The 13,418-nt window shown below is 64.1% G+C and carries 13 protein-coding genes; 6 read left to right on the top strand and 7 right to left on the bottom strand.

The window, feature by feature from the left end:
- The first annotated feature begins 57 nt into the window (after positions 1-57).
- The 4 genes from trxA (at position 58) to ACP159_RS01300 (ending at position 3,077) form a co-directional block, all read left to right on the top strand.
- Positions 58-378 carry a thioredoxin gene (gene trxA, locus ACP159_RS01315; protein WP_425097806.1) on the top strand — a complete coding sequence of 107 codons (321 nt, stop codon included), beginning with the start codon at positions 58-60 and terminating at the stop codon, positions 376-378.
- 128 nt (positions 379-506) lie between these two features.
- On the top strand, positions 507-1,064 hold the full coding sequence (gene hslV, locus ACP159_RS01310; protein WP_425097805.1) for an ATP-dependent protease subunit HslV: 558 nt from the start codon (positions 507-509) through the stop codon (positions 1,062-1,064).
- A gap of 35 nt (positions 1,065-1,099) precedes the next feature.
- Complete coding sequence (gene hslU, locus ACP159_RS01305; protein ID WP_425097804.1) at positions 1,100-2,407, top strand: ATP-dependent protease ATPase subunit HslU; 1,308 nt, start codon at positions 1,100-1,102, stop codon at positions 2,405-2,407.
- Between the two features lie 4 nt (positions 2,408-2,411).
- Positions 2,412-3,077 carry a class I SAM-dependent methyltransferase gene (locus tag ACP159_RS01300; RefSeq protein WP_425097803.1) on the top strand — a complete coding sequence of 222 codons (666 nt, stop codon included), beginning with the start codon at positions 2,412-2,414 and terminating at the stop codon, positions 3,075-3,077.
- A gap of 57 nt (positions 3,078-3,134) precedes the next feature.
- Here the strand turns inward: ACP159_RS01300 and ACP159_RS01295 are convergent, their stop codons facing one another.
- From ACP159_RS01295 to pip, 5 genes are all read right to left on the bottom strand, one after another.
- Positions 3,135-4,688, bottom strand: a complete 1,554-nt coding sequence (locus ACP159_RS01295) for an ABC transporter substrate-binding protein (protein WP_425097802.1) — start codon at positions 4,686-4,688, stop codon at positions 3,135-3,137.
- Between the two features lie 61 nt (positions 4,689-4,749).
- Entirely contained in the window at positions 4,750-6,405 is a 1,656-nt protein-coding gene (locus tag ACP159_RS01290; RefSeq protein WP_425097801.1) for an ABC transporter ATP-binding protein, read from the bottom strand.
- 3 nt (positions 6,406-6,408) lie between these two features.
- Positions 6,409-7,605: an ABC transporter permease gene (locus ACP159_RS01285; protein ID WP_425097800.1), complete on the bottom strand. Its 1,197-nt coding sequence runs from the start codon at positions 7,603-7,605 to the stop codon at positions 6,409-6,411.
- Entirely contained in the window at positions 7,602-8,591 is a 990-nt protein-coding gene (locus ACP159_RS01280; protein WP_425097799.1) for an ABC transporter permease, read from the bottom strand. Before ACP159_RS01280 ends, ACP159_RS01285 begins: the two co-directional genes overlap by 4 nt.
- A gap of 129 nt (positions 8,592-8,720) precedes the next feature.
- Positions 8,721-9,698, bottom strand: coding sequence for a prolyl aminopeptidase (pip, locus tag ACP159_RS01275; protein ID WP_425097798.1), 978 nt, complete (start codon positions 9,696-9,698; stop codon positions 8,721-8,723).
- 48 nt (positions 9,699-9,746) lie between these two features.
- Here pip and ubiG point away from each other — a divergent pair, with 48 nt between their 5' ends.
- Together ubiG and ACP159_RS01265 are read left to right on the top strand one after the other, a co-directional pair.
- Positions 9,747-10,487, top strand: coding sequence for a bifunctional 2-polyprenyl-6-hydroxyphenol methylase/3-demethylubiquinol 3-O-methyltransferase UbiG (gene ubiG, locus ACP159_RS01270; protein WP_425097797.1), 741 nt, complete (start codon positions 9,747-9,749; stop codon positions 10,485-10,487).
- A gap of 109 nt (positions 10,488-10,596) precedes the next feature.
- Entirely contained in the window at positions 10,597-11,808 is a 1,212-nt protein-coding gene (locus tag ACP159_RS01265; RefSeq protein WP_425097796.1) for an MFS transporter, read from the top strand.
- Here ACP159_RS01265 and ACP159_RS01260 read toward each other — a convergent pair.
- Positions 11,805-12,395: a Smr/MutS family protein gene (locus tag ACP159_RS01260; RefSeq protein ID WP_425097795.1), complete on the bottom strand. Its 591-nt coding sequence runs from the start codon at positions 12,393-12,395 to the stop codon at positions 11,805-11,807. The two genes, ACP159_RS01265 and ACP159_RS01260, sit on opposite strands and share 4 nt — an antisense overlap.
- Entirely contained in the window at positions 12,392-13,390 is a 999-nt protein-coding gene (locus ACP159_RS01255; protein ID WP_425097794.1) for a murein transglycosylase A, read from the bottom strand. Before ACP159_RS01255 ends, ACP159_RS01260 begins: the two co-directional genes overlap by 4 nt.
- Positions 13,391-13,418 lie beyond the last annotated feature (28 nt).

Raw genomic sequence — 13,418 nt, 5'->3', positions numbered from 1 at the left:
CCGTCCATACGTTCCCCCTCCAAAGACATGCCGCCCCATTTTCCAGGAGAGACTGCCATGGCAACCGTTGCCGTCACCGACGCCACCTTTGATGAAGAAGTGAAGAACTCCGACGTTCCCGTCGTCGTGGATTTCTGGGCCGAGTGGTGTGGCCCGTGCAAGCAGATCGGCCCGGCTCTCGAAGAGCTGGCCACCCAATACGAAGGCAAGATCAAGATCGCCAAGGTCGACGTCGACCAGAACCCGAACACCGCGGCCGCCATGGGCGTGCGCGGCATTCCGGCGCTGTTCATCTTCAAGGACGGCCAGGTTGTCTCCAACCGCGCCGGCGCCGCCCCCAAGGCCGCGCTGGAAGGCTGGATCAAGGACTCGATCTGATCCCCTGCTGACCGGATTTCATGGAAGGCCTCGCCCTCGTCGGCGGGGCCTTTCCGTTTTACGGGCTTCGTCTTGGCAAGAATGGCCAAATCCCCCATATGTCCCCCAAGACCCCAAGGAGGCAGACCATGAGCGATACCGATTTCCCCGGCTGGCACGGCACCACGATCATCGGCGTGCGCAAGGGCGGCAAGGTCGTGGTGGCCGGTGACGGGCAGGTCAGCCTTGGCCAGACCGTGATCAAGGGCACCGCCCGCAAGGTGCGCCGCCTCTCTCCCGGTGGGCATGACGTCGTCTGCGGTTTTGCCGGATCAACCGCCGACGCCTTCACCCTGCTGGAGCGGCTGGAAGCCAAGCTGGAAGCCACCCCCGGCCAGCTGCAACGCGCCTCCGTCGAACTGGCGAAGGACTGGCGCACGGACAAGTATCTGCAAAAGCTGGAAGCCATGCTGATCGTGACCGACGGCACGGACCTGCTGATCATCACCGGCGCAGGCGACGTTCTGGAGCCGGAACACAACGTCGCCGCCATCGGCTCCGGCGGGAACTACGCGCTGGCGGCGGCCCGCGCGATGATAGATTCGGAGAAGGACGCCGAGACGGTCGCCCGCGACGCCATGGCGATTGCGGCGGACATCTGCGTCTATACCAACGGAAATCTGACCGTCGAGACGATCGAAGCCTGACCCGGGGCTCTCTCTTGACCTTGAAAGGACCCCACATGACCGATCTCACCCCGCGCGAAATCGTCTCCGAACTCGACCGGTTCATCATCGGACAGGCGGACGCCAAGCGTGCCGTGGCCGTGGCCCTGCGCAACCGTTGGCGGCGCAAGCAGCTTTCGGATGACCTCCGCGACGAAGTGTACCCCAAGAACATCCTGATGATCGGGCCGACCGGCGTGGGCAAGACCGAGATCTCCCGCCGGCTGGCCAAGCTGGCGAGAGCCCCCTTCATCAAGGTCGAGGCGACGAAGTTCACCGAAGTCGGCTATGTCGGGCGCGACGTTGAGCAGATCGTGCGCGATCTGGTCGACGCCGCCATCGCCATGACCCGCGAGCAGATGCGCGAGGACGTGAAGACCCGCGCGAAGGAGAACGCCGAAGCCCGCGTGATCACCGCCATCGCCGGCGAAGATGCCCGCGAGGGCACCCGCGAGATGTTCCGCAAGAAGCTGCGGAACGGTGAACTCGACGACACCATGATCGAGCTCGACGTGGCCGAGACCGCCTCGCCCTTCCCGATGATGGACATTCCCGGCCAGCCCGGCGGCCAGATGGGCATGATGAACCTTGGCGACATCTTCGGGAAAGCTTTCGGCGGGCGCACGACGCGCAAGCGGATGAGCGTTGCGGACAGCTACGAGGTGCTGGTCGCGGAAGAGGCGGACAAGCTGCTTGATGACGAGCAGGTGAAGCTGGCCGCCGTCGAAGCGGTCGAGCAGAACGGCATCGTCTTTCTTGACGAGATCGACAAGGTCGCGGCGCGGCAGGAAGCCCGGGGCGGCGACGTGTCCCGAGAGGGCGTGCAGCGCGACCTGCTGCCGCTGATCGAGGGCACAACCGTCTCGACGAAGCACGGCCCGGTCAAGACCGACCACATCCTCTTCATTGCGTCGGGAGCGTTCCACATCGCCAAGCCTTCGGATTTGCTGCCGGAATTGCAGGGTCGCCTGCCGATCCGGGTGAACCTGCGGCCGCTGACCGAAGCGGACTTCGTGCGCATCCTGACGGAGACGGACAACGCCCTGACGCGCCAGTACACGGCGCTGATGGCGACGGAAGACGTGACGGTAGACTTCACTGACGAGGGGATTGCCGCGCTGGCGAAGATTGCGGCGGAGGTGAACCAGTCGGTGGAGAACATCGGCGCACGGCGGCTCTATACCGTGATGGAACGGGTGTTCGAGGAACTCAGCTTCGAGGCCCCCGACCAGGCCGGGACGTCCGTAACCGTGGATGCCGCCTTTGTGGAAAAGCACCTTGGGGAGCTGACCCGCTCCACCGACCTCAGCCGCTACGTGCTCTGACATCATGGTGCAGAACCCGTACGACGCGGAGGGTTTCCACGACGCAGCGATTGCCGCGGGGAAACACCGTGACATCGTCGGCGGGCGTTGGGACGAGACCGGGCGGGTTCAGATGGCCATCCTGCAGGAGGCGGGCCTCCTCCCGCATCACCACCTGCTCGACATTGGCGCGGGCGCGTTGCGGCTCGGGTGCAAGGCGGTGCCGTATCTCCAGCCGGGCCACTACTGGGCGACCGACGCCTCCCGTGCGCTCCTGCTGGCGGGGCATCGGACCGAGCTGTCCGATCCCGGTCGGCTGCCGCTCGACAGGCTGGTCGCCGATACGCGGTTCGAATATCCCGGTGCGTCACCGGACATCACCCACGCCATCGCCTTTGCCGTCTTTCCGCATCTGCCGATGGCCTACCTGCGCCGGGCGCTGACCAACCTCCGGCGGTTCGAAAATCTCGAAAAACTGCTCTTCACGGTCTTCCTTGCGCCGGACGCGGCCCGTGCCGCCCTGCCCTTTCGCCAGCCCGATGGTGTCGTCACTCACGACATCCGCCCGCCATATCACGTGCTGTCCGAAGACGTGTCGCATATGGCACAGGTCACGGGCTGGCGGGCCGACAGGAGCGCGGCCATGCTGCCGCGCGGGCAAGTGCTCTTTACGGCGATTCCGCAGAGGTAGAGACAGAAGCGCCCCGCCGAACCGGCGGGGCGTCTGTTGTTCAGAATACGGCTGGCGTTACGCCATCCACCACCGCTCCGCCATGCGGGCGTTGTCCATCTGCCAAAGGTTGCCGACGGTTTCGCCGTGCTGAACCTTGTTGCTGACAGCCTGCACGTAGTTCGCGAACATCGGCAGCACGACGCCGCCATCGTCCTTCAGGATCTGCTGCATCTCGTAGTACATCTCGCGGCGCTTGGCGCTGTCGAGCTCCGCCCGTGCGGTGATCAGCAGATCCTGGAAGCGCTCCGAGTCGTCACGGCCCCACTGGGTGTCGTTCCACGGAACGCCCTCTTCGTAGGCGCTGGAGAACATCCAGTCTTCCGTCGCCCGGCCCGACCAGTAGCAGGCGCAGAACGGCTTCTTGAGCCAGACGTTGGACCAGTATCCGTCCGCCGGTTCCTGCACCACGTTGATGTTGATGCCGGCGGCCTTGGCCGAGGCCTGATAAAGCTGGGCCGCGTCGACTGCACCTTCGAAGGCGGCATTGGAAGCGGAAAGGTCGATGTCGAGCGACGAAAGACCCGCTTCCTTGAGGTAGAACTTCGCCTTGTCCGGATCGTAGGCGGTCTGCTCCATGTCCCCGTTGAAGTACTGGTTGGCGGGGCCAATGGGGGTGTCGTTACCGACGCGGCCGTGGCCAAGCAGGATCTTGTCGACCATTTCCTGGCGGTTGATCGCGAATTTCAGAGCACGGCGTACGTTCACATCGTTCAGCGGAGCGACGTTGGTCAGCATCGGGAAGGTATACTGCTGGTTGCCGGTCACTTCCTGGATGCGGACCATCGGGTTCGCCTTGAGCAGCGCTTCGGTCTTGAAGTCGATCCGGTTGATCGCCTCGACCTGCCCGGTCATCAGTGCGTTCATCCGGGCGGTGTTGTCGTTGATCGCGATGTACTCGATCTCGTCGAAGAAGCCCGCGCTGTCACCCTTGTAGTGGCTGTCGACCCGCTTGCCGACGAAACGCACACCCGGCTCGAAGCTGACGACGCTGTAAAGGCCGGTGCCGATGCCGTTGGCGATGGCTTCGTCGATCTGACCCGCCGGGTACATCAGCAGGTGATAGTCCGACATCAGGTACGGGAAGTCGGCGTTGCCGGATTCCAGCGTGAACTGCACCTGGTTGTCGGTGATCTTCTTCATCTCGGTGATGGCCGAAACGATGGGCTTGGCGGCGGATTTGGAATCCTCGGCAACGTGCAGCTGCAGCGACGCGATCACGTCGTCCGCGCCGAAGGCCTTGCCGTTGTGGAAGGTCACGCCCTGACGCAGGTTGAAGGTCCAGGTCTTCGCGTCCGGCGACGCTTCCCAGCTTTCCGCCAATTCGCCAGCGAGCGAGCCGTCGGCCTTGATCTCCGTCAGACTGTCGAAGACGCCGCCCTGCGCGGAGGCGATCATGAACAGGTCGGAGTGGGTCCGGCTGTCCCAGCTGTCGGAGGTGTTTGCCCCGGACAGGCCCGCGCGAAGGCGTCCGCCGCGCTTGGCCTGCGCCCGAAGCGGCAGGCCGGAAGCGGCCAGAACACCGGCGGCGGCGCCGGTGGTCAGAAGAGCGCGTCTGCTGATGCGTGTCATTGTTGGTCTCCCTGTTGTCTGGCGGTCAGGCCGCCTGTTCTTGGTCCGAATTGGCTCGGATTCAGTTCATGTTGTCAACCGCCGCATCGCCGATGTTGTCGACGCCGCGCTCGGCCAGAAGATTGCTCAGCCAATCCGGGTCCATCTCCGGAACCGAGCTGAGAAGCAGGTCGGTATAGGGGTGGTGCGGCGGACGGAACATCTCTCGCTTGGGCCCCTGTTCGACAACCTTCCCGTCTTTCATCACCACAACCTCATCAGCGATCGACCGCACCGTCGCCAGATCGTGGGTGATGAACATATAGGACAGTTTCAACTGATCTTGCAGGTCCGCGAGCAGCCGCAGGATGCCTTCCGCAACAAGTTGATCGAGCGCGGAGGTCACTTCGTCGCAAATGATGAACTTCGGCTCGGCGGCAAGCGCACGGGCGATGCCAATGCGCTGCTTCTGGCCGCCGGACAGCTCCGAGGGCAGGCGGTCGTAGTATTGTGCGCCGGGAAGCTCGATCTGTTCGAGCAGCTCCTCGACGCGGCGGCGCTTCTCGCGGCCCTTCAGCCCCATGTAGAACTCGACCGGGCGGCCGATGATCTCGCCGATGCGCTTGCGCGGGTTCAGCGCGGTATCGGCCATCTGATAGATCATCTGGACCTGCCGCAGCTGCTCCTTGTTGCGCTGGCGGTAATCGAGGGGCAGAGCCACGCCATCCAGTTCGATCTGTCCTATGCGCGGCGGCAGCAGTCCGGTGATGCAGCGCGCGGTCGTCGATTTGCCCGATCCGCTTTCGCCGACAACCGCGACGGTGCGGCCTTCGTGGATGTCAAAGCTGACGTCGTGCAGAACGTCGACATGGCCATAGGCCGCGGTGACGGTCTGAACCGAAATGACGGGGGTGGCATCGGTCGCAACTGCGGGTTTTTGCGGCCGCTGGAATTCGCGCACGGCCCAGAGGCTCTTGGTGTACTCCTCCTTGGGGTGGGCGAGCATGTCTCGGGTTTCGTTTTCCTCGACCTCCTCGCCCTTGAGCAGCACCTTGATGCGGTCCGCCATCTGCGCCACCACCGCGAGATCGTGGGTGATGTAGATCGCCGCCGTGTCGTATTCGTCGACGATGTCGCGGATGCTGGCCAATACCTCGATCTGCGTCGTCACGTCGAGCGCCGTGGTCGGCTCGTCGAAGATGATCAGGTCAGGTCGACAGGACATGGCCATTGCGGTCATCGCCCGTTGCAGCTGGCCCCCGGACACCTGGTGCGGATAGCGAAAGCCGATCTCGTCCGGGTTCGGCAGGCGCAGCTTGCGATAAAGTTCCATGCCATCGGCCTCGCTCTCGGCCTTCGACATGACGTCGTGCTGGGTCGGACCTTCCGTGTGCTGGTCGATCAGCCTGTGCGCCGGGTTGAAACTGGCGGCGGCGGATTGCGCCACATAGGCGATGCGCTTGCCGAGAAGGTGGCGCTTCTGCTCGGCGCTGGCGGCGAGCAGGTCGATGCCGTCGAAGGTCACCGACCCTTCGGAAATCCGCACACCGTCCCGGGTGAAGCCCATGGCGGCGAGGCCGAGCGTGGACTTGCCCGCGCCGGATTCGCCGATCAGGCCGAGCACTTCGCCCCTGCGCAGGGTCAGGTCGACGCCCTTGATGATGGGCGTCCAGGTCTCGTCGCTGCGGCCTTCCATCTTGATGCCGCGCATTTCGACAAGAATCGGGCGGTCAGACATGGCTCACTCCTTCAGCCCCGAACTGCGGTGCAGCATCCAGTCCACGACAAAATTGACCGCCACCGTGAGCAAGGCAATCGCGCCGGCAGCCAGCAAGGGCGAGGCGGCGATCTGCGGTGCGAAGGCGGCGTAGTTGATGAAGGCCGAGAGGTCCTTGACCATGGTGCCCCAATCCGCCAACGGCGGCTGGATACCGAGGCCGAGGAAGCTGAGCGCGGAGATCGTCAGGAAGACGAAGCAGAAGCGCAGACCGAACTCCGCGAGCAACGGCGCGGTGGCGTTGGGCAGGATCTCCTTGAAAATCAGGTAGCCGAGACCCTCGCCGCGCAGCTTCGCCGCCTCGATGTAGTCCATCACGACGATGTTCATCCCGACGGCACGGGCAAGGCGGAACACCCGGGTGGCGTCGATCACCGCGATGATGACGATCATGGCGATGGTCAGTCCCGTGCCGCTGACCCAGGCCGAGGCGACGGTGATCAGCAGCAGGGAAAAGATGAGTGACGGAATGGCCATGAGAACATCCACCGCGCGGCTCAGAAGCTGGTCCACCCAGCCGCGCAGCGTCGCCGCGAGGAAGCCGAGCGTGCCGCCGAGCAGGAATGCCAGAACCGTGGTGGCAAAGGCGATGCCGACGGTGTTCTGCGCGCCGTAGATCAGGCGGGAGAGGATGTCGCGGCCGATCTGGTCGGTGCCAAGCGGGAAATCCGGATTGCCGCCCAGCGCCGGATTGCCGCCGGGCACGACATTCGCGGTCGCGAAGACCTGTTCCTGACCGTGCGGCGCGATGACCCCGGCGAAGATCGCGGCAAAGGCGTAGATCAGCACCACGAGGATGCCGAAGGCGGCGGTCAGTGGCATTTGCCGGAACAGCTTGCGCGACCCTGCGGTGCCGGCAAAGCGACCGAGCAGGCGAAACACGAAAGCCGCCGCGGCGGAGATCGCAAGGAAATGCACGGCCCAGCGCCAGAAGATCACCGACGCCTTCGGCACGCCGGCCTCGGTCACCGGCGCCTGCAGGTACAGCCAGACCCCGCCGAGGATCAATGCCGCAGCAAGGGCAAAGCCGAAGGCGACGGCATAGGGCATGTCGCGGTAATAGGGCTTGCCCCCGGTCAGCATCTGCCCGGCAAATCGGAAGAGCCAGCCAGCAACCGCGACGATACACAGCGCGACGACGATCCAGAGTACCGTGTTCATTTCGGATGCCTCAGTCGCGGGTTGGTCATGATCGACAGGATGTCAGCGGCGAGGTTGAGCAGGATGTACGCCCCGGCGAAGATCAGGCAGCAGGCCTGCACCACCGGGATGTCCCGATTTTTCACTGCGTCCACGAAGAGCTGGCCGATGCCGGGGTAGTTGAACACGACCTCGACCACGACCACGCCGGTGATGAGATACGCGAGGTTCAGCGCAACGACGTTGATGATCGGTGCCCAGGCGTTCGGCAGGGCATGTTTGACGATGACGCGCAGCGGGGACATGCCCTTGAGCCGCGCCATCTCGATGTAGGGAGAGGCCAGAAGGCTGATGATCGCGGCCCGCGTCATGCGCATCATGTGGGCGGTGACCACGAGGGTCAGGGTCAGGGCAGGGAGCAGGGTCGCGACGAGGCGATCCTGAAAGGAAATGCCCTGGTAGATGTTGGCGATCGACGGCAACAGCGGATTGAGCACCGCGAAGAACAGGACCAGCACATAGGCGAGGAAGAACTCCGGCGAGGAAATCGACGTCAGCGTCGCGATGTTCACACCCTTGTCGAAGACCGAGTTGCGGTAGAGCGCCGCCAGCAGCCCAAGGCCGACCGCAAAGGGAACGGCGATACAGGCGGTCACCCCGGCGAGGAACATGGTGTTGGCGAAACGCGGCGCGATCTGGTCCGCCACGGTCTTCAGCGTTGCCGCGCCCATGTTGCTCTGGAAGTTGAGCTGCGCATAGCTGACACCCAGATCGCCGGTGAGCATCGCGCCGAGCCAGGAGAAGTAGCGAATCCAGAACGGCTGATCGAGATTGAGGTCCCGGCGGATGGCCGCAACGGCCTCGGGCGTCGCCGACTGGCCGAGCAGCGCCTCGGCAAAGTCGCCGGGAAGCATGTTTACCGCCGTGAAGATCACGAAGGACACGATGAGCAGCGTCAGTAGCCCGAGCGCCAGCCGCTGAAGGATGATCTTGAAAACCGGATTCACGATCCCTGTCGATCCTTTCGTTGATTGACTGGAAAGTTAACAACCGTACCGCATCTGTAAAGGATTATGTCAGATGACGACAAAAATGTCGGGAACGAAACGCGTATCTGCGGACAACCCGCGATCTTTTCAGCCGATTTGCTCGGCCAGACGGTCCATGACGCGGACCAGTTCGGCGCTGATGCCCGGCTCGGACAGGGCGTGACCGGCGTTGCGGATCATGTGCAGATCGACCAGAGGCCAGGCCTGCGCCAGGTCCCACGCACGCTGCGGCGGGCAGATCATGTCGTATCTGCCCTGCACGATATCGCCCGGGATGTGCGCGATCCGGTGCACGTTGGCGAGAATCCAGCCGTCGTGGTCGAGGAAGCCCTTGTTGACGAAGTAGTGATTCTCCAGCCGGGCAAAGGCCCGGGCGTAATCGCCGGGCGCTTCGCCGCCATGGCCGGAGGAATAGACAGAGGCAAGCGCATTCTCCCAGGCGGACCAAGCCTGTGCGTGTTTCGTCTCCACCCGAAGGTCACCGCAGAACAGCCGCTTGTGGTAGGCGTCGATCAGATCGCCGCGTTCCTCTTCCGGGATCATGTCGCGGAACCGCGCCCAGGTTTCCGGCCAGAACTGGCCAGCCCCGCCGCCGTAGAACCAGTCGAGCTCGGCCTGCGTCATCAGGAAGACACCGCGCAGCACGAGGTGCCGGACGCGTTCCGGGTGCGAGATCGCATAGATCAGGGAAAGCGTCGCGCCCCAGCTGCCGCCGAAGACGATGAATTTCTCGATTCCGAGATCCTCCCGGATCGTCTCGATGTCCGAAACGAGGTCCCACGTCGTGTTGCCGCTCACGCTGGCATGGGGGCGGGAGCGCCCGCAGCCGCGCTGGTCGAACAGGACGGTCCGGTAGACCTGCGGATCGAAGTACCGCCGCATCGCCGGACTGCAGCCGCCACCTGGACCGCCGTGCAGGACAATGACCGGCACGCCGTCCGGATTGCCGCACTGCTCGACATAGAGGCTGTGCCCCTCGGACACCGTGAGCCTGCGACTGTCGAACGGGTCGACGGGAGGATAAAGATACTGCACTGCGCGTTTTTGGCTCGGGAACTTATCCATACGCTCACTATATGATAGGGCGACACTGAAAAGACCATGGGGAATGTCATGACGATCACCGTCGATCCGTCCGAAGTTGCCAAGTTCGAGGCCATGGCCGCCGAGTGGTGGGACCCGAACGGCAAGTTCAAGCCGCTGCACATGCTGAACCCCTGCCGCCTCGACTACATCACCACGCAGATCGCCGGGGAGTTCGACCGGGACCTTTCGAAACCGGAGCCGTTCAAGGGGCTGAAGATCGTCGACATCGGCTGTGGCGGTGGGCTGCTCTGCGAGCCGATGGCGCGGCTGGGGGCGGAGGTGGTCGGCGTCGATGCAGCCGCGCGCAACATCCCGGTGGCAATGACCCATGCGGAACAGTCGGGGCTGGACATCGACTATCGCAACACCACCGCCGAGGAGGTTGCCGCCGGGGGCGAGCGCTTCGACGTGGTGCTGAACATGGAAGTGGTCGAACACGTGGCCGATCCGCTGGCCTATCTGACCGCCTGCCGGATGCTGCTGAAACCGGGCGGGCTGCACATCTGCTCGACGATCAACCGCAATCCCAAGAGTTTCGCCATGGCCATCGTCGGGGCGGAATATGTCATGCGCTGGCTGCCGAAGGGCACACATGAGTGGCACAAGTTCATCACGCCGTACGAGCTTTATGACCTGATGAGCAAGGCCGGGCTCGAGCCCGTGGACCGCAAGGGATTTGTCTTCAACCCGATCACATGGCGTTGGAGCCTGTCGGACAAGGACCTGTCGGTGAATTACGTCACCGCGGCACTGGCACCCGTGGCCTGACCTTTCGCCGCGGCCGGGTTCGCCGGAAATCCGGTCCCTGCAACAAATGTTTCACGGGGCCGGGCGATGGCCCATTGCAGCCCGCGAAAATGCGCGACAAAGCTTGCGCATGGCATTCTTTCAGTTCCTCTTCGGCAACTTTCGATGGTTGTCCGTCGGCATCCTGCTGACCTTCCTGTCCAGTTTCGGGCAGACCTTTTTCATTTCCGTCTTCTCCGGTGAAATCCGCGAGGCCTTCTCGCTGAGCCACGGTGCCTGGGGCGGCATCTATACGCTGGGCACCAGCGTGTCCGCCGCGGTCATGCTCTGGAGCGGCGCATTGACCGATCTCTACCGCACCCGCGTGCTGAGCGTGATCGTGCTTCTGCTGTTTGCCTGCGCCTGCCTCGCCATGGCGCTGAATCCCTGGGCGGCGGTGCTGCCAGTGGTGATCTTTGCGCTGCGCCTGTGCGGGCAGGGGATGATGAGTCACCTCGCCGTGGTCTCCATGTCGCGCTGGTTCATCGCATCGCGGGGCAGGGCGCTGTCGATCTCCGGTCTTGGCGTGGCGCTGGGCGAGGCGATCCTGCCGGTCAGCGCGGTCTCGCTCATGCTGGTGCTGGACTGGCGGATATTGTGGATGGGCGCGGCGGTGGTCTGCGTCGTCGCCATGCCGGTCATCGTGCTGCTGCTGACGCAGGAGCGCACGCCGCAAAGCCATGCGGAGTCCGATGTGTCCTTCGGCATGGACCAGAGGCACTGGACACGGATGGAATGCCTGCGCCACCCGCTGTTCTGGTTCATGGTGCCGGCGCTGCTTGGCCCGGCGGCCTTTGGCACGGCCTTTTTCTTCCAGCAGGTCCATTTCGCAACGGTCAAGGGCTTCGAGCACATCGACCTCGTGGCGCTGTTCCCGATCTACACCGCGGTGACCTTCGGTGCGATGCTGACGTCCGGCTGGCTGCTCGACAAGTTCGGCACCCCACGGCTGATCCCGTGGTTCCAGGTTCCGGCCGTGGCGGCCTTTGCCTTCTACGGTTTCAGCGAAAGCCTTGGGACCACCCTCCTCGGTCTCCTCTGCATGGCGCTGGTCACGGGGTCCAACAACACTTTGCCGAATGCCTTCTGGGCGGAGTTCTACGGCACCCGAAACCTCGGCGCGATCAAGGCGACAGCGGCGGCGGTCATGGTTCTTGGATCTGCCCTTGGGCCCGGGATCACCGGGGCACTGATCGACTTCGGCGTCGGGATCGAGCTGCAATACCTTGGCGTCGCCCTGTATTTCGTGCTGACAACGGTGCTGATGGCGATTGGCGTGACGCGCTACGCCGGGCGGCTCTAACGCTCGCGCCTGAGATACACGTAATAGGCACCGGCGCCGCCGTGCCGGATATGCGCCTCGGCGACCTGCAGCACCATGAGCGACAGCGGCGCTTGCCGCATCCACATGGGCACCTGCCGTTTCAGCACGCCGCGCCGGTGGGGCATGGGATCATAGGGGTCTTCGCGCGCACCTTTGCCGGTGATGACCAGAACCAGCCTCATGCCGCGCGTGTGCGATGTCACGATGAAGCGGTTCAACGCCGGATGGGCCTGGTCGAGCGTCATGCCGTGCAGGTCGATCCGCGCCTCGGGCGCCAGCTTTCCGCGTTTGAGCCGGGTGAAGGCTTTGCTGTCCATCCGCACCGGCTCGGCCTTGAGCCTTTGCCCGGTGGTCTTCGGGAAATAATGCGTCTGGGTGTGCGGCGGTGTCATTTCGCCGATATCAAACGCCGGAAGGGGCTGCGGCTTCACCTCCGGCTGGCGAAATGCCGGTTTGGTCGGCTCCGGGCGTTCCACGGGCTTCGGACGCTTGTGCAGCGGGTCTGCGCTTTTCGCCACGTGCTGCCAGAGGTCGAGCTCGTCCGGGCGCAGGCGCCTGCGGCTCATAAGGTCGGGTCCGCGAGCAGGGCATAGGCGCGTTGGATCGGCATCAGGACGATCATTCGCCCGCTGTCCTTCATCATTCCGGCGACGCGCCCCGCCTCGTCGCCCGTCCCCATGAACACATCCGCCCGCTGCGCACCCTTGATCGCGGACCCCGTGTCCTGCGCGATCATGAGCCGCCGCATCGGGATCGCGCCGTCCTTCTCCAGCCAGACCGGCGCGCCGAGGGGCGTGTAGGCCGGATCGACGGCAATCGAGCGCAGTGCCGAAATCGAGCGGTTCATCGCGCCGAGCGGCCCCTTGTCCGACGGCACCTCGCTGACCTCACGGAAGAAGACGTAGCTGTCGTTGTGATAGAGCAGTTCTTCTCCGTCGAAGGGATTGCGGCGGACCCAGTTCTTGATGACCTCCGCCGACACCTGGTGGATGTCGTAGACCCCGCGCCGCACCAGTTCCTGCCCGATCGAGCGGTAAACGTGCCCGTTGAAACCGGCGTATCCGACACGCACCATGCGGCCGTCGGAATATCGAATGCGCCCGGAGCCCTGCACCTGGAGAAAGAACAACTCCACCGGATCGTCGACCCAGGCGATTTCCAGCCCCCGGTTGTCCATGACGCCGCTTGTCAGGATATCCCGCCGCGTCAGCCAGGGGCGGATCGTCCGCGCTTCCGGCGGCATCTTGTAGACCGGGAAGCGGTAACGTGGCGTAGGGTAGGGGGAGCCGTCCAGCTCCGGCTCGAAATAACCGGTAAAGAGCGCGTCCTTGCCCTCGGTTATGAGGACGGGCCGGAAGAAGAGTTCAAAGAACGCCCGCGCATTCCTTGCATCGGCGGCCACCCCGCAGAGCGCCCGCCAATCCGGATCGTCCATGTCCCGGCATGTCACGAGAAAAGCCTGCAGCGCCGCGTCCTGGTTGTCCTCGGTCCAGCCGTCCAGATCCTCGAAACCGAGAATCTGGTATTGCACCTCGGTCTGGGCGTCGGATTGGTCGGTCATGAGGAGAACGGCGAGAAGCGCTGCAAGG

The organism is Tropicibacter sp. S64, from assembly GCF_049803835.1.
GTDB lineage: Bacteria > Pseudomonadota > Alphaproteobacteria > Rhodobacterales > Rhodobacteraceae > Pacificoceanicola.
This window is presented reverse-complemented; position numbering and strand designations above follow the sequence as displayed.